The 15730-nt window shown below is 60.2% G+C and carries 19 protein-coding genes; 8 read left to right on the forward strand and 11 right to left on the reverse strand.

What is annotated here, in order from left to right:
• Positions 1 to 26: 26 nt before the first annotated feature.
• The 4 genes from J3P92_RS08905 to J3P92_RS08920 form a co-directional block, all read right to left on the reverse strand.
• Positions 27 to 1355, reverse strand: coding sequence for a deoxyguanosinetriphosphate triphosphohydrolase (locus tag J3P92_RS08905; protein WP_434563156.1), 1329 nt, complete (start codon positions 1353 to 1355; stop codon positions 27 to 29).
• A gap of 150 nt (positions 1356 to 1505) precedes the next feature.
• On the reverse strand, positions 1506 to 1841 hold the full coding sequence (locus J3P92_RS08910; RefSeq protein ID WP_420764780.1) for a hypothetical protein: 336 nt from the start codon (positions 1839 to 1841) through the stop codon (positions 1506 to 1508).
• Positions 1838 to 2227: a phage holin family protein gene (locus tag J3P92_RS08915; protein ID WP_434563160.1), complete on the reverse strand. Its 390-nt coding sequence runs from the start codon at positions 2225 to 2227 to the stop codon at positions 1838 to 1840. Before J3P92_RS08915 ends, J3P92_RS08910 begins: the two co-directional genes overlap by 4 nt.
• Before the next feature lie 2 nt (positions 2228 to 2229).
• Positions 2230 to 2544 carry a DUF883 family protein gene (locus J3P92_RS08920; protein WP_420764778.1) on the reverse strand — a complete coding sequence of 105 codons (315 nt, stop codon included), beginning with the start codon at positions 2542 to 2544 and terminating at the stop codon, positions 2230 to 2232.
• A 340-nt stretch (positions 2545 to 2884) separates the two neighbouring features.
• Here J3P92_RS08920 and J3P92_RS08925 point away from each other — a divergent pair, with 340 nt between their 5' ends.
• Positions 2885 to 4093, forward strand: coding sequence for an ammonium transporter (locus tag J3P92_RS08925; RefSeq protein WP_434563162.1), 1209 nt, complete (start codon positions 2885 to 2887; stop codon positions 4091 to 4093).
• A 7-nt stretch (positions 4094 to 4100) separates the two neighbouring features.
• Here J3P92_RS08925 and J3P92_RS08930 read toward each other — a convergent pair whose 3' ends face one another.
• Complete coding sequence (locus J3P92_RS08930; protein WP_434650441.1) at positions 4101 to 5813, reverse strand: cation:proton antiporter; 1713 nt, start codon at positions 5811 to 5813, stop codon at positions 4101 to 4103.
• A 191-nt stretch (positions 5814 to 6004) separates the two neighbouring features.
• On the opposite strand from J3P92_RS08930, the gene J3P92_RS08935 reads away from it, so the two are divergent.
• From J3P92_RS08935 to J3P92_RS08945, 3 genes are all read left to right on the forward strand, one after another.
• Complete coding sequence (locus J3P92_RS08935) at positions 6005 to 6244, forward strand: glutaredoxin family protein (RefSeq protein WP_420764775.1); 240 nt, start codon at positions 6005 to 6007, stop codon at positions 6242 to 6244.
• Positions 6245 to 6334: 90 nt separating this feature from the next.
• Positions 6335 to 6655, forward strand: coding sequence for a transcriptional regulator (locus J3P92_RS08940; RefSeq protein ID WP_420764774.1), 321 nt, complete (start codon positions 6335 to 6337; stop codon positions 6653 to 6655).
• 73 nt (positions 6656 to 6728) lie between these two features.
• The gene (locus tag J3P92_RS08945; protein WP_434650443.1) at positions 6729 to 7619 is read left to right on the forward strand and encodes a pseudouridine synthase; all 891 of its coding nucleotides are present in this window, start codon (positions 6729 to 6731) and stop codon (positions 7617 to 7619) included.
• Positions 7620 to 7701: 82 nt separating this feature from the next.
• Here J3P92_RS08945 and J3P92_RS08950 read toward each other — a convergent pair whose 3' ends face one another.
• Positions 7702 to 7923, reverse strand: a complete 222-nt coding sequence (locus tag J3P92_RS08950; RefSeq protein ID WP_039588986.1) for a YgdI/YgdR family lipoprotein — start codon at positions 7921 to 7923, stop codon at positions 7702 to 7704.
• A gap of 75 nt (positions 7924 to 7998) precedes the next feature.
• Complete coding sequence (mobA, locus tag J3P92_RS08955; protein ID WP_420764772.1) at positions 7999 to 8601, reverse strand: molybdenum cofactor guanylyltransferase MobA; 603 nt, start codon at positions 8599 to 8601, stop codon at positions 7999 to 8001.
• 78 nt (positions 8602 to 8679) lie between these two features.
• Here mobA and moaB point away from each other — a divergent pair, with 78 nt between their 5' ends.
• Together moaB and J3P92_RS08965 are read left to right on the forward strand one after the other, a co-directional pair.
• Complete coding sequence (moaB, locus tag J3P92_RS08960; protein WP_434610448.1) at positions 8680 to 9219, forward strand: molybdenum cofactor biosynthesis protein B; 540 nt, start codon at positions 8680 to 8682, stop codon at positions 9217 to 9219.
• A gap of 22 nt (positions 9220 to 9241) precedes the next feature.
• Positions 9242 to 10429, forward strand: coding sequence for a molybdopterin molybdotransferase MoeA (locus J3P92_RS08965; RefSeq protein ID WP_420764839.1), 1188 nt, complete (start codon positions 9242 to 9244; stop codon positions 10427 to 10429).
• 60 nt (positions 10430 to 10489) lie between these two features.
• On the opposite strand, the gene J3P92_RS08970 is transcribed toward J3P92_RS08965, so the two are convergent.
• Positions 10490 to 10798 (reverse strand): hypothetical protein, encoded by a 309-nt coding sequence (locus J3P92_RS08970; protein WP_434563170.1) that lies wholly within the window; start codon positions 10796 to 10798, stop codon positions 10490 to 10492.
• 348 nt (positions 10799 to 11146) lie between these two features.
• Here J3P92_RS08970 and yegS point away from each other — a divergent pair, with 348 nt between their 5' ends.
• Positions 11147 to 12064: a lipid kinase YegS gene (yegS, locus tag J3P92_RS08975; RefSeq protein WP_434650445.1), complete on the forward strand. Its 918-nt coding sequence runs from the start codon at positions 11147 to 11149 to the stop codon at positions 12062 to 12064.
• Here yegS and J3P92_RS08980 read toward each other — a convergent pair.
• The 3 genes from J3P92_RS08980 to J3P92_RS08990 all read right to left on the reverse strand — a co-directional run bounded on the left by J3P92_RS08980 (position 12048) and on the right by J3P92_RS08990 (position 14290).
• Positions 12048 to 12707, reverse strand: a complete 660-nt coding sequence (locus J3P92_RS08980; protein WP_420764768.1) for a response regulator — start codon at positions 12705 to 12707, stop codon at positions 12048 to 12050. The two genes, yegS and J3P92_RS08980, sit on opposite strands and share 17 nt — an antisense overlap.
• On the reverse strand, positions 12704 to 13597 hold the full coding sequence (locus tag J3P92_RS08985; RefSeq protein WP_434564091.1) for a sensor histidine kinase: 894 nt from the start codon (positions 13595 to 13597) through the stop codon (positions 12704 to 12706). The genes J3P92_RS08980 and J3P92_RS08985 overlap by 4 nt, the downstream gene beginning before the upstream one ends.
• 225 nt (positions 13598 to 13822) lie before the next feature.
• Positions 13823 to 14290: a hypothetical protein gene (locus tag J3P92_RS08990; protein ID WP_420764767.1), complete on the reverse strand. Its 468-nt coding sequence runs from the start codon at positions 14288 to 14290 to the stop codon at positions 13823 to 13825.
• A 482-nt stretch (positions 14291 to 14772) separates the two neighbouring features.
• On the opposite strand from J3P92_RS08990, the gene J3P92_RS08995 reads away from it, so the two are divergent.
• The gene (locus tag J3P92_RS08995; protein WP_039588994.1) at positions 14773 to 15696 is read left to right on the forward strand and encodes a chemotaxis protein CheV; all 924 of its coding nucleotides are present in this window, start codon (positions 14773 to 14775) and stop codon (positions 15694 to 15696) included.
• Positions 15697 to 15730 lie beyond the last annotated feature (34 nt).

The raw sequence follows: 15730 nt of genomic DNA on the forward strand, positions 1-15730 counted from the left end.
TACCGATCGCCGGCTGCAATCGCCTGCTATTGGCGAGTGCGGCCGGTCATCTCCTGTGCCATGTCGCTTGCATAGCTGTCAGTCATGCCGGCGATGAAGTCGATCATCCGCAGGAAGGCGCTGTGAAGTGAACCTTGAGGATCGGGCGCGTTATTGCCCAGCAAGTCGAGAATCCGGCGATTCTTGAACGACGGCGTACGGCCACCGTGTTGTTCGAGGGCTGCGCCGCAGAAACCATTGAGCAGGATCTCCAGCGTGGTGTAGGCGCCGATTTCGTTCAGGGTCTTTCGCTTGTCCTGGAAAATTTTCTTGCGGGCCATGTCCTTGGCGTTTAATACGCAACGCTTGGCAGGGCCGTGCATGTGTTCCACCAAATCGCCTTGCAGCGTGCCAGCGAGCAACGCCTCCTGCTGCTCGACGAATGCCCGTGCGGCCGCGTTGGTCAGGTGCTCGATGGCCTTGCCTCGCAGGATCGCCAGCTTTCGCCGCCGCGAATCCAGCGGCCCGAGTTGACGGTACGTCTCTGGCAGATCATCACCCACCAGGTCCAGGAGCAGCGATTCCACCTGCGGATACTCCAGCAGGTCCATTTCGACGCCGTCCTCCAGGTCGATGAGCGCATAGCAGATGTCATCCGCGGCTTCCATCAGGTAGACCAGCGGATGCCTTGCCCAGCGCTCATCCTCGATTTGCGGGAGGCCGAGTTTATGGGCGATTTGCTCCAGCAACGGCAGTTCACTCTGGTAGCAGCCAAACTTGTGCTTCTTGTAGCCCAGGGAATCGGCGTGGCGAGCCGTCCAGGGATACTTCAGGTACGTGCCAAGGGTCGCATAGGTCAGGCGGGTGCCGCCGTCGAACTGGTGGTATTCGAGCTGCGTAAGGACGCGGAAGCCCTGGGCATTGCCTTCGAAGTTGAGAAAATCGTTGCGCTCGGCCTCGCTCATTGCGTCAAGCCAGCCCCGTCCCGCCGCCTGTTGGAACCAGTAGCGGATGGCGTCCTCGCCCGAATGGCCGAACGGTGGATTGCCGATGTCATGGGCCAGGCAGGCCGACTGCACCACCATGCCCAGATCACTGGGCTCACACCAGTCGGGCAGGGCGCCGCGGATGGTTTCCCCTACGCGCATACCCAGGGAGCGACCGACGCAACTGACTTCCAGCGAATGGGTCAGGCGCGTGTGGATATGGTCGTTGCTGGAAACCGGATGCACCTGCGTCTTGCGCCCGAGGCGGCGGAAGGCACCGGAAAAGATAATGCGATCGTGGTCTTTGTGGAATGGACTGCGGCCCAGCTCTTCCGGGCTGTGCAGCGGTTTTCCCAGGCGTTCGCGCGTCAGCAGGGTGTGCCAATCCAAAGCCGGTTGCTCCGTTTGATGAGTCGAAGTCCTAGCTTCCCGGTTCGAGCGCCGTCCTGCAAGGGCTCAGGACCCCGATCAGTTGTGCCCGAGTGTTGCTGCGTCGACGGTCGAACAGGGCTCTTCGATGGAAGAGCCCGTCGATTCGCCTCAAGGCTTGCGCGCACTCTTGGCCAGTTTGATCAGCGGAAGCACGGCGGTCGCCAGTCGGATCAGGCGCGACAAACCACCGGAGCGGCCACTGCGGGTTCGCTTGCCACCGAGAAAGCCGAGCAGGCTCACCGCGGCGACGCCCCAAAGCGAGGCGTGCTTGAGGCCGAACCCTTCGTGCCAGCTCTGGGTGAATCCGCGTACCCGTTGCAACGGGTGCAGCAATTGTCGCGTTTCCTGACGAATTTCCTGGCGATGCATCTCCATGCGCAGGCGCACCAGTGCCTTGCGCATTTCCTGCCGCGTACGGGCTTGAGGAGCATTAGGGCGACTCATGGCAACAGGCGCTCCCGGTCGTTGGCGAGTTCTTCGAGAGTGGCGTGGAAAGGCGAGGACTCATCAAAAATCGCTGCCTTGAGCCGAAGCCCGCAGAACAGCGCCGCAAGCAGGTAGAACAGGCACAGGCCGATGATGCCCGCCAACCGATAGGTATCCCACACCAGGATCAATACCAGAGCCGACAGCCCCACCAGTAACAGCAGGCCGAAAACCAATGCCAGCCCCGCGAATAACAACAGGCTGACGGTGCGAGCCTTTTGTTCCTGCAGTTCAATACCGAACAACTCGACGTGGCTGTGCAGCAATCCAAGGAATGCCGCGCCCAGGCGACGCGCTGTTGGTTTAGTGCCCGTTTCGGGCGATCCGGATTCGTCGATGCCCATGATCAGCGCCGTGTCGCCAACAATCCGATCAAAAAGCCTACGCCCGCCGCGATGCCGACCGATTGCCAGGGATTGGCCTGTACGTATTCTTCGGTAGCGATCATGGCTGCCTGGCCGCGCTCACGCACTGAATCTTCGGTCAACTTAAGGGTTTCGCGGGCGCGCAGCAGTGTTTCGTGGATCTGGCCACGCAGTTCGTCCGCCTGGTCGCCTGCCAGCGTGGCGGTGTGATCCAGCAATCGTTCGGTGTCTTTGACCAGCGTCTGAAAATCATCCATCAACGTTTCTTGAGCAGTCTTTGCCTGGGTTCTGGCCATGAGGGTGGATCTCCGTAAGTGACGTCTGAAGCGTTCGAGTATGAGCCCAACCGGAAGGTTCAGTGAAACTGACTGGTACAACTTTTGCTCCGCCCTTTGCCATGTGCTGGTGCGCCGAGGTGTGCCGGTGCGCTGAAGCTGGGCGAAAGCCCGAAAACCTTAACCCAAATAATCAAAGCCGGCGAAGCACCTCCAAGCGGGGCGTCATGTTGTCGCGTTTCATGCACCAAAGCGGTTCGGCTGCCCACCTATGGTCGGTCGTTCGGTCTCAACTTGGTGCATGACCGGCTGGGATGAACCATCACGGTGCTTTTTCAACTTCTTCAGGTCTGCCAATACCATGGAAAATCTGCAAAGTGCTGTGGACGGTCTGGTCCATAGCTCCAACACGCTGTTCATCCTGCTCGGCGCGGTCATGGTCCTGGCCATGCATGCCGGGTTCGCGTTTCTGGAAGTAGGAACGGTCCGGCAGAAGAATCAGGTGAACGCGCTGTCGAAAATCCTCAGCGATTTCGCGGTATCGACGCTGGCCTATTTCTTCATTGGTTATTGGATTTCCTACGGCGTGACTTTCCTGCAACCGGCGGCAGTTCTCAGTGCCGACCACGGCTACAGTTTGGTGAAGTTTTTCTTCTTGTTGACGTTCGCCGCCGCGATCCCGGCGATTATCTCTGGCGGGATAGCCGAGCGTGCCCGGTTCGTCCCGCAGTTATGCGCCACGGTGCTGATCGTGGCGTTCGTCTATCCGTTTTTCGAAGGTCTGGTCTGGAATGGCAATTTCGGTTTCCAGGCTTGGCTGCAAGCGCACTTTGGTGCCAGCTTCCATGACTTTGCCGGCTCCGTGGTGGTGCACGCCATGGGCGGCTGGCTGGCACTGGCCGCGGTGCTCCTGCTCGGACCGCGAAACGGGCGTTACCGGGACGGTCGTCTGGTGGCCTTCGCGCCTTCGAGCATTCCGTTCCTGGCACTGGGGTCGTGGATTCTCATCGTCGGCTGGTTCGGCTTCAACGTGATGAGCGCCCAGACCTTGCCCGGCGTGAGTGGGTTGGTGGCGGTCAACTCGTTGATGGCGATGGTCGGTGGGACCGTGACGGCGCTGGTCGTTGGGCGCAACGACCCCGGTTTCCTGCACAACGGCCCGCTGGCCGGATTGGTGGCGGTCTGCGCCGGCTCCGACCTGATGCATCCGATGGGTGCCCTGGTGACCGGCGCAATTGCTGGCGGTCTGTTCGTTTGGTGTTTTACCGCGGCCCAGGGCAAGTGGAAAATCGACGATGTGCTGGGCGTCTGGCCCCTGCATGGGCTGTGCGGCGTCTGGGGCGGTATCGCCTGCGGGATTTTCGGCCAGGACGCCTTGGGTGGCTTGGGCGGGGTAAGCCTCGCCAGCCAGTTCGTCGGCACCGCCCTCGGCGTGTTGATCGCCCTGGTCGGTGGTTTCGCGGTCTACGGTGTGATCAAGGCGGTGCTGGGCTTGCGCCTAACTCAGGAAGAAGAGTACTACGGGGCCGACTTGTCCATTCACAAAATCGGAGCGGTCAGTCAGGACTGAGCCTGTGCTACGGCTCCTTGTCCTGATTGCCGGGATAGAAGCCATGGAGCAAGCCATAGCGCTCGTGACGGACTTGATCCACATGGTGCCGCACCCGCTGCTCGGGCAGCCCGAGCATGATCAGCGCATGGGAGGCCAGCATCAGGCTCGATTCCAGCAGTTCTGGAACCACCTCGGTGGCTCCGGCTGCCTGCAACTCGGCCAGTTGGCTGTCGTCCCGGGTGCGCACGAGGATGGGCACTTGCGGGTTGACCCGCCGGGCCTCCCTCAGCACGGTCATCGCAATGTCCGTCTTGTCGACTGCAATGACCAGCAGCCTTGCGCGACCCAGTCCTACGGCGGCCAGCAGGTCGGCTCTGCGTGAGTCTCCGTAATGCACGCATCGTTCGCCGACGGACGCTTCACGAATGATGACCGGGTCATCATCCAGGGCCACGAACGCCAAGCCCTCCCGGCGCAGAAAGCGCCCGATCGATTGTCCTACCCGGCCATACCCGCAGATGATTACGTGACTCGACAAGTCGGCATTGAGAGCGCTGATCTGGTCCAGTTGCGCCTCTTCGTTGGGTTTGCGGTGCAGCCGCGCGGCCAGGCCGGGTGCGGCGCGCAGCAACAGCGGCGTCAACAGCATCGAGCAGAAGGTGGCGGCCAATAGCAGGCCGCCGATATCCCCTGGCATGAGTCGGTTCTGTTGCATCAGCGCCATCAGCGCGAAACAGAATTCACCGCCCTGGGCCAGGGCGAGGCCGCTGCGCCAGGCGGTTTCGCCGTCGCTGCCGCGCCACTTCACCAGGGCGGCCACGACGCTGCCCTTGATGAGCATCAGCGCGAGGGTCAGCCCGAGGATCAACAGGCCATCGTCGACAAACAATTGCAGGTCGATCAGCATGCCAATGCTGACGAAGAACAGCCCCAGCAAGATGTCGCGGAACGGTCGGATATCGGCCTCGATCTGGTGCCGGTAGTGGCTCTCTCCCAGCAGCATGCCGGCCAGGAACGCTCCCAGGGCGGGGGAGAGACCCAGCAGGTGCGTAAGCCATACCGTCAACAACACGATCACCAGGGCCAGCAGCACGAACAGTTCGGCGGACCGGGAGGCTGCCACCTCATGGAACAGCCGTGGCAGCAATAGTCGGCTGGCCAACAACAGGCCGCCAAACAGCACCAGGGTCTTGCCCAGAGTCAACGGCAACGCCCAATACCACGGGTGTTCGCTGCTGCCGGCAAATACCGGCACCAGGGTCAGGAGCAACACGGCGACGACGTCCTGGAACAGCAACACGCCGATGGCGTTCTGGCCGTGGCTGGTGAAGATTTCCCCCAGGCTGGTCAGTTCCTTGCTGACAATGGCGGTAGACGACAAGGCCAGCCCGGCACCAAGCAACACGGCCGCCGTCATCGGCACACCACTGCTTGCCAGCAGCACGCCCAATAGCAACCCAGAAGCCAGGACCTGGAGGCTGCCAAGTCCAAACACCACCCGACGCAGCTCGAGCATTTTCGATAACGAGAATTCCAGCCCCAAGGAAAACAACAGGAAAACCACCCCAAGCTCAGCCAGGTCCGGCAGCTCTTCGCTGTCGTTGACCCAGTCCAGCGCAGTGGGCCCGATGGCCAGGCCCACGCACAGGTAACCGAGTACCGGCGGCAGGCGCAGTCGCCTGAACAGGGCGATGACCACCAGGGACGAGGCAAGGATGATCAGCAGGTTGGCGTACAAGAGACACTCCGTTTCAGGGCTTGCTGGATCCAGCGTAGAACAGCAAAAAACTTGAGCATCACTGGAAAGTCATTTCAGCACAGTGATTTGCATCAGCGTTTTACCGACAATAATCTGCGGCATTTTAGCCGGCTCGACGGTTGCGTGAGGTGGGCCTAGAATGGCGAACTGTCTTTTTGGGTCTACCTGCCATGCTTCCTGAATGCCAGCTGTTCGGCACCCTGGGTTGCCATCTGTGTGAAGTCGCCGAGAGCGTGCTGATGCCTTTCGTCGAATATGGATTATTGGTGGAGTTGGTGGATATCGCCGAAAGCGAGGCCTTATCCGAAGCCTACGGGCTGCGCATTCCAGTGCTGCGCAGGGTTGATACAGGCGCCGAACTGGACTGGCCCTTCGACGATCCAGACCGGGTTGCTGCATTTTTACGTTGAACCTTCCATCGGCTGGGTCCCTACGTCGCGATTGGCGAAAAGACGTTCTTCGGTTACTGTATGCCCATACAGTTATCTGGAGTGGGTCCCTTGGTCAATGTCGAACAACTGAAAAACAGCGTGAACCGGATGTCCGTGGACGTTGTGCGCGAGGCGGTCCTGGAATTGCGTCTGGACGGGCTGGTGACCGAAGGCAAGACGCCCTTCAATAAACTTCACTTCAACACATGTTTTGCCGAGATCGAGGCGCTGTTCCAGCGCGCCGGCTACCACAAGCAGCTGGATGTGGTGGGTTATCAGGGGCTGTTGTATGCGCTGTACGATCCGGGGCGCTGGGAGGCGGTCGAGGTGCTGCGCTGGCTTAAGGAATTCACCGAGGCCGCGACGAGGCCGGCGCCAATCCTTGCATGAGGCAATCATTGCTGGGCTGGCTCGTGTGACTGTCGGATAATACCCAGTCCGCAACAGGCTGAAGAATTTTTTAATGTCCGGTCCATCGTTTTCCGCAGCTCAGCATCAGGCCAGCACGCTTTACCTGCCGCCCGGCCCCTGGCAGACGGTATTGGATTGCCTGTGCGACCGCTTCAGGGCGATCAGCCGCGAGCAGTGGCTCGATCGCATCGCTCGAGGCCGGGTGCTGGACGCCGAGGGCAAGGCAATCCGCGCCGACCTGCCATACCGGGAAGGCTTGCGCGTCCATTACTTTCGGGAAGTACCGGACGAAAAGCCGATCCCGGTGATGGAGTCGATTCTGTATGTCGATGAACATCTGGTCGTGGCGGACAAACCACATTTCCTGCCGGTCACCCCAGCGGGCGAGTACGTTGAGCAGACCTTGTTGCGACGGCTGATTCATCGCCTGGACAATCCCCAACTGGTGCCTTTGCACCGCATCGATCGGCACACCGCCGGGCTGGTGTTGTTTTCAGCCAATCCGGACACCCGCTCGCGTTATCAAGCCTTGTTTCCAACGCGACGGATTGAAAAATTCTACCAAGCCATCGCTCCCGCATTGCCCGGATTGACGTTTCCCCGCGTACACAAAAGCCGGATGGTCGATGGTGAACCCTTTTTTCGCATGCAGGAGGGGGCGGGCGAGCCCAACACCGAAACGGCCATGGAAGTGCTTGAAAAAAGCGGGGACCTATGGCGCTACGGCCTGTATCCGGTCACCGGGAAAAAACACCAGCTACGGGTCCATATGAACGCCTTGGGCGCGCCTATCTGTAACGATCCGTTCTATCCGGACGTGGTGCGAGACGCGGTGGATGATTTTGCCAATCCGCTCAAGCTGCTGGCTCGAGGTGTTCGTTTCATCGATCCGCTTACGGGGCAGGAACGGGACTTTGAAAGTCGGATTTCGTTGGGGTGGTAGCGAGCCGACGGTTCGAGCAGGCAACAAAAAAGCCCGCAATAACCATTGCGGGCTTTTCTTTATCTGGCTTTGACGCTGAGGATCACAGGTCTTTAACGGTACGAACCTGATCCTTGTTCACGCGAGTCTGCTTGCCGTCCAATTGTTCGAATTCGTAGAAGCCGCTGTCTTCATCATAATGTGGCGTGTCGACGGCCTGGATTTCGCGACCGTCATTCAAGGTAATCACTGTTGGCGATGCGCACCCGGCGAGAGTGGCGAGGCCCAGCGCGAGCATGAAAGTAGCGAGGGTCCGTTGAGTCATGGTGTTTCTCCGAAAGGATTTCTTCAAGTTACTGACCTTCAGACGTATACATCGCGAGCAAGTTCCTGGCTAGTGTCAATCTGACACGCCTTTGTGCTGGGCAAGGAGTTCCGGCGTATTGAGATTGGCCAGCCGGGGATCGTCGGCCGGGCATTGCAATGGGACCGCGTGCAACGTGCGCATGATCCGGCCGGGGCTGCGTTCGCCTTCTTTCCATGCCTGTTCGAAGTCATTGGCCAAGGCTCGCGGGATGACGCACAACAGCGGCTCCCAATGTTCGCCATGACGAACCATCAATGGCTTGTCCGGGTGTCGGCTTGCCGTTTCCCGCATGCCTTCGAGCAGGCTGGTGTCGATTCGCGGCACGTCGCATGGCAACACCAACAGATACGGATGGCGTGCCGCCCTCAGGCCCGCCCGTATGCCTGCCAGCGGGCCGGGGAAATCACCCTCGTCATCATGCACCAACTGATCGGCGTACGCGGCGTAACGCTCCCGGTTGCGGTTGCAGGAAATGATCAAGTCATCGCTCATGGCCCGGGTCTGCCGATGCAGATGAGCAATCAATGGGCTGCCTTGCCACTCCAGCAGCCCTTTATCCTGTCCACCCATCCGTTGCCCGCGTCCGCCCGCCAGGAGCAGGATGGAGCAGGGCGGCAGGGGATTGTTCAAGGTCATGAGGTGTCTCCACACGGGCGAAAAAATCGGGCGCTGTGATATAACACCAGGCTGTTTCCCCTACAACTGGACGAGCCTATGAAACCCAAGGCTGATGTACCTTTCGTACCGCTCAATATCGCGGTGCTGACTGTCAGCGATACCCGTACCCTGGAAACCGACACGTCGGGCCAGGTCTTCGTCGACCGGCTCTCGGAAGCCGGGCACAATCTCGCGGCCCGGGTGCTGCTCAAAGATGATCTGTACAAGATCCGCGCGCAAGTCGCCGCCTGGATTGCCGACGAGGTGGTGCAGGTGGTGCTGATCACCGGGGGGACCGGCTTTACCGGCCGTGACAGTACTCCAGAAGCCGTTGTGTGTCTGTTGGACAAGCAGGTCGACGGTTTCGGTGAGTTGTTCCGGCAGATATCCGTGGCGGACATTGGCACCTCCACCGTTCAATCCCGGGCACTGGCCGGGCTGGCCAACGGGACGCTGGTGTGCTGCTTGCCGGGCTCCACCAATGCGGTGCGCACCGGATGGGACGGCATACTGGCCGAGCAACTGGATGCGCGGCACCGGCCGTGTAACTTCGTAGCCCATTTGAAACAGGCGGCCCCTTGTGAATCCCGTGGGTAAACCGGGCAAGACCGGTGCCTTGATGGCCGTCGAAGTCGCGCTGGAGCGCTTGCTCCAGAGCGCGGCGGCTTCGCCAATCGTCGAGCGTGAGCGGGTTTCACTGGCGCAAGCGCAGGGGCGGATCCTCGCCGAAGATCTGGTGGCGACGCTCGACCTGCCGCCTTGGCCCAACAGTGCCATGGACGGCTACGCGTTACGCCTGGCCGATTGGCGCGGCGAGCCACTGGTGGTCAGCCAGCGGATTTTCGCCGGGCAGGCTCCGGAGCCCCTGGTCGCGGGAACCTGCGCGCGGATCTTCACTGGTGCGCCGATTCCGGTCGGCGCCGATTGCGTCGAGATGCAGGAAAACGTCGAGCTTGAGGATGACCAGCGGGTGCGGTTCATCCAGCCCCTGGCGATCGGGCAGAATATCCGCCCTCAAGGGCAGGAAACGACCGTTGGCGAACGGGTGCTTTGTGCCGGCACCCGCCTGGGCCCGATTGAGCTTGGGCTGGCGGCCTCCCTGGGATGTGCATCGTTGGAAGTCGTGCGCAGGGTGCGCGTTGCGGTCCTGTCCACGGGCGATGAATTGGTGGAGCCTGGCCAGCCCCTTGGGCCGGGCCAGATCTACAACAGCAATCGCGTGTTGCTCTGTGGTTGGCTGCAACGCCTGGGGTGCGAGGTTATCGATGCAGGTATCCTGCCCGATGACCTGCCCACTACCCGCAAATGCCTGGCCCAACTGTCGGATGTCGACCTGATCCTGTCGACTGGCGGTGTATCGGTGGGGGAGGCTGACTTCCTGGGCATCGCCCTTCGTGAGGAAGGCGAGCTGACGCTGTGGAAACTTGCCATCAAGCCGGGAAAACCCCTGACATTTGGGCATTTTCGCGACGTGCCGGTCATAGGCCTGCCCGGGAACCCTGCTTCGACGCTGGTGACCTTCGCGTTGTTGGCTCGGCCTTATCTGTTGCGACGCCAGGGCGTTCAGTCAGTGGCCCCCCTCAAGTTCAAGGTGCCGGCCGGTTTCGCCTGGCCGAAGGCTGGCAGCCGGCGCGAATACTTGCGAGGCCGCATCGAAAATGGTCGAGCAATCATCTATCGCAACCAGAGTTCGGGAGTCCTGCGCAGCGCAGCTTGGGCCGACGGACTGGTCGAGGTCCTCGAAGAGCGGACGTTGGTCGAAGGCGATGAAGTGGGCTTCATTCCTTTGAGCGAGGTGCTGGGTTAGTCCTGCATCGCATTCATTGGTGACGGCCTGAGCTGGGCTCGGGCCGTTGCGGTTTTGCCTTCATCGCGACAGTAGCATCACCAGTTGATCGAAACGGCTGTTCGCGACCCACCCCAGCAGGCCGACCACCACCGCCGCCGCGCCTGCCAGATAGGCAAGTCGGTGGCGAACCGCCTTGACGTCGGTACGAATTTCATCCATGTCCCTGCGGATGTACTTGAGGTGGGTTTCCAGTTCAACGACGCGCGGTTCCAAATCAATTCCTCCAGCGGGATTACTGCAACTTTTGCCTTCGTTTTTGGCGTCGGCCCGCTCGCTCCCGAAGGATACGAAGTGGCGGGGCGACACCTTGCATTCATGGCTGCGCATAGGACGTTCCTTCCCTGTGGCCATGATTAATCGAGCGATTCAGCGGGCCTCTACGGGCCGTGACATATCCATCCATGGGTGACACATCCTTGTCTAAATGATCGTTTGCCGGTTAAACGCAACAGAATGCCAAGGTGTCTCAATATGCCCAGGGGGTCAATTGAGCTGATTCGCCACGTCTTGTAAGAAAATTCTTTGAATAAGAAAAAGCCATGGGAAGGCTGTCCCCACCTTCGTGGCATCGGCCCGAACGCCATGCTTTTTCATATAAATTGAAGGAGGCTGGGCTTTTTCCAGTGAATGAGCGGTCCCATTTCCTGAACCTTCTTTCCAATGACGGAGACAACAATGAGCAAAGGCAAGGCGCTATTGATCCTGCATGGCAAGCAAGCGCTCAACGAAGAGGTTCGCGCCGCAGTGATGCTCAAGCGCAAACAGGGTTGGGACCTCGCGGTCCGGTTGACTTGGGAAGCTGGTGATGCCCGGCGATGTGTGGAGGAAGCACTGGCGGCCGGTTATACCCAGTTGATTGCCGGTGGCGGCGACGGGACCTTGCGCGATATTGCCGAGGCCATTGCCCAGCACTCTGGCGATGCCAGCCTGGTATTGCTGCCGCTGGGCACGGCCAACGATTTTTCCCGGGCCGCCGGTGTCCCGCTGGAGCCGGAGCGGGCCCTGGACTTGCTGGAGGTTGAGCCTCGGGCGGTCGATCTGGGTGAGGTCGGCGGGCGGATTTTCCTTAACATGGCCACGGGCGGCTTCGGTAGCCAGGTAACAGCGAACACCTCGGAAGACTTGAAGAAAATTCTCGGCGGGGCCGCCTATCTGTTCACCGGCCTTTCAAGGTTCGGTGAGCTGAGTGCAGCCTATGGCGAACTGCAAGGGCCTGGTTTCCAATGGCGCGGCGATCTGCTGGCGCTGGGGATAGGCAATGGCCGGCAGGCCGGCGGGGGGCACATGTTGTGTCCGGAGGCGTTGGCCGATGACGGGCTGCTTGATATCAGTATCCTGCCGGCGCCGCAGGAGGTGGTGAGCACGCTGAAGGACCTGCTGGCCGGTGGCCTGGGTATCGACAACATGTTCGTGCGGGCACGCTTGCCCTGGGTGGAAATCAAGGTAGCCCAGGGACTGGATATCAATCTGGATGGCGAACCACTACAGGTCGATAATCTGCGTTTTACCTTGCGTCCCAAGGCACTGCGGGTGCATCTGCCGGTGGACTCGCCGCTATTGGGATCCCCCGGATTGCTCAATCGTCCAGGCTGATGATCTGCTCGCGCACCGCAAACAGCACCAGGCCCGCCACGTCATGGATTTGCAGGCGTTTCATGATCTGGGCGCGGTGGGTTTCCACGGTCTTGATGCTCAGGCTCAAGCCGTTGGCGATTTCCCGGGTGGACTTGCCACGCACGATCAACCGCAGGATCTCCAGCTGACGCGCCGTCAGGTTATGGGTCGGGGCAGGATGGGGCGGCTGTTTCTGCACCCGGGTCAGTGCCTGGTTGATCACGGTATGGGCGATGGCCGGGCTCAGGTAGCGTTCGTTGTTGCGCAGCGCTTCCAGGGCGTGCTCCAGCTCGGTGGGAGTGGCGTCCTTGAGCAGATAGCCATGGGCTCCGGACTCCAGCGCCTGCATGATCACCTCTGGGTCTGTGTGCATTGACAGGATCAACACCTTGCTCTGGGGGCGGACCTGCTTGAGCTGTTGCAAGGCTTGCAGGCCGCTGGTGTCTTTCATGGAAATATCCAGCAGCACGATATCGGGGTTCAGTCGTTCTACCAGCTCCAACAGTTGGGCGCCGTCATTGGCTTCGCCGACCACGGCGTAGCCAGGCAGGTCGAGGACCAGGGCGCGCACACCGGCCCTGATCAGCGAATGGTCATCTACCAGAAGCAAATTACAAGTCAATGGAGAACCTTATTCTTGCTGGCCCGTTCCAGGGTGCGAGGCGCCCAGGGAAAGCGAGCTTCGATATGCGTGCCTTTGCCGGCCTCGCTGGTTACCTTCAGGGCGCCGCCCAGTTGTTCGACCCGTTCCGACATGCCGGCCATGCCGCGTTGCCCTTCGCGGGCGGGATGGATGGCGGGGACAAAGCCCCGGCCGTCGTCGCTGATGAGCAGCGTCAGCCCTTCGGGCAGTCGTTGCAGGCGTACCAGCAGGTTTTTTGCCTGGGCGTGGCGCAGGATGTTGGTGACCGCTTCCTGTGTGATCCGAAAAGCCGCCACTGTCATTTCTTCCGGGATACCCGTCATGCGTTGCTGGCAATCCAGGCTCCAGTTTACGGGGGTATTAGCCAGGGTCTTGAGCAGATGCGCGCGCAGGCTGGCTTCGAGTCCCAGGCTGGTCAGTTGCCTTGGATTGAGGATCGCCGACACGTCGCGCACCTTGTTCAACGTTTCTTCCAGCGTCTCGCTGAGCACGGAGCATTGGCCTTGCAGCTCTTGCGGCATGCGACGCTTGAGCCATTCGCTCTGCAGTTTTGCCGCTGTCAGCAATTGGCCAATGTCGTCGTGCAGTTCGCGACTGAGGCGATGGCGCTCGTTTTCCTGGACCTCAAGCAGCCGGTCAGCGAGTTCCTGCGGCTGGAATTTGATGGATTTTCGTGACAACCGATACTGGATCCAGACACAGGCAAGGGCTGCGACATTCAGTACCAGCAAGCTCAACGGCACCGTGAGGGCCGACAGGTAAGCCAACAGACAACCGAGGGTCGAGCAGATGCACAGCAACAGCGTGAACCGGCGGGCGTTTTCTCGGGAAGGTGGCCAGGAAATGAATGACTTGAAGCTGGCGTACATAGCGGATGGAGCCAATGGGTGTTCGCTGCGGGCAAGCCGGTCAGCGCATCTGACGGGCCGGGTCGGGTAAACGTTTCAGGTCGGGGATTGCTTCAGTTGGCGGCGGCTGGTTGAAGCGAGCGACGCGAGACATAGTACCACTTCAAATATCGTTGGTCGCGCTCGGCTTGGCGGCCCGAAAGCTCCGTGCGCCGGGCACATGGCACCAGGCAGCGACAGGCAGCTTCATGCTTGTTTCTGGGCGTAGGGCACCAATGCCAGCGGGCGCGGTGGTTGTAACGCCTGACAAGGGCTCTGACCCACCTGGAAGGCGAAGGCTTCGATCAGCGACGTCTGTTCGCTGTTGTCCAGGCCCAGTTTTCCGGTGGTGTGGTCGACCAGCTCCAGCTGCCAGGCCATGAGCGTGAAACAATCCTTGAGCGCGACCAGGGCCTGCTCATGCAGTTCCATGTCCTGCGCATGGCTGAGCAAGCCGTGGATATGCAGCGAAAACTCCGAAACGGCCTCCAGCGCCAGCGCATCGGCCTTGTTTGCCAGCTTCAGCAGCGTGCTGAGCATGCAATCAATGGCGTCTTTATCGTTGCTGATCAATTGCAGGTGGCTCAGGCATTCCTCTGACTTGGCCAAGAGGGTCTCGGCTTCGACCAGGAACTCAGGAAGGCGCTGGCTCCAATTCTTGCGATCGTTCGGCATGCTTATCTCCACAACATCATGTCAGGCGAAAAGTAAATCGCGCGTGGCGAACGGTTGGATCTCATGGCCGACAACGAACCAATACGCCCGGCGCGCCCATGCGATCCGGCAAAGGGCTGCTGTTCGCAAACGATTGCACGGGCGGGATCGGCCGAAAGGCTTGAGGTTCGGTGTCCTGCGATGGCGCACAAAAGCCTGACTCCGTTCAGCAATGAGAATGGCGTCACATTAATGGCTATTGGATAGCGCGAATATCAGGTTGGACCTGATTGTGCCTAGGGGAATCCCTTAGGCAGGGGAACTTCGTGCGCAAACCGGAGTCGCGCAGCGAAAAAATAACGGATGAAAACGGAACGCCAGTAAAACATGATGTTAATGTGACATCAATCCCCGAGGGGAGTATTTTGTGTCGGGGTCAAGATCCGGCCCCGGCAGCCGATAAGCCTTTACAAGATTCATCCGAACAAGCCCAGGAGTCATCGATGGCCGGCATTCTCGACACAGTAGATCAGCGAACCCAACTGGTGGGTGAGAATCGCCTGGAAATTCTCATGTTTCGCCTGGCAGGGCGGCAATTGTTTGCCATTAACGTGTTCAAGGTCCAGGAAGTGTTGCAACTGCCGAAGCTGACCTTGATGCCCCAGCGCCATCCTTTCGTCTGCGGCGTGGTCAACCTGCGGGGCCAGACGTTGCCAGTCATTGATCTGTCCCAGGCCATCGGCATGCGTCCGCTCGTGCCCGGGCCGAACAGCACCATCATCGTCACCGAGTACAACCGCTCGGTCCAGGCGTTCCTGGTGGGGGGCGTGGACCGCATCGTCAACATGAACTGGGAAGCCATCCTGCCACCGCCGACCAGCGCCGGCCGCGAGCATTACCTGACGGCCATCAGCAAGGTGGACGATCAGTTGGTGGAAATCATCGACGTGGAGAAGGTCCTGGCGGAGATCGTCCCCTACAACGCCAAGGTTTCCCGAGACAAACTCGAAGACCCGGTGCTGGAGCGCGCCCGTGGTCGCGAAGTCTTGCTGGTGGACGATTCCAACGTAGCGCTCTCCCAGTTGCGCGATACCTTGGGCCAGTTGGGCGTGAAGATGCACATCGCCAGCGACGGCTTGAAGGCGTTGAACATGCTCAAGGCCTGGGCTGATTCCGGCGAGGTGATGACTGACAAGTTGCTGATGATCTTCACCGACGCGGAAATGCCAGAGATGGACGGCTATCGCCTGACCACCGAAATCCGTAACGACCCGCGGCTGCGTGGGCTCTATGTGGTGCTGCACACCTCGCTGTCCGGTAGCTTCAACGACTCGATGGTCAAGAAGGTCGGCTGTGACAATTTCCTCTCCAAATTCCAGCCGGACAAGCTCGTTGATGTAGTACGCCAACGGTTGATGCTCGACTGAAGCCAATCCGGGTTTGTTTCATCGACCGGCTCGT

The sequence above is a fragment of the Pseudomonas sp. D3-27 genome, assembly GCF_051132165.1.
In the GTDB taxonomy this organism is placed as follows: domain Bacteria; phylum Pseudomonadota; class Gammaproteobacteria; order Pseudomonadales; family Pseudomonadaceae; genus Aquipseudomonas.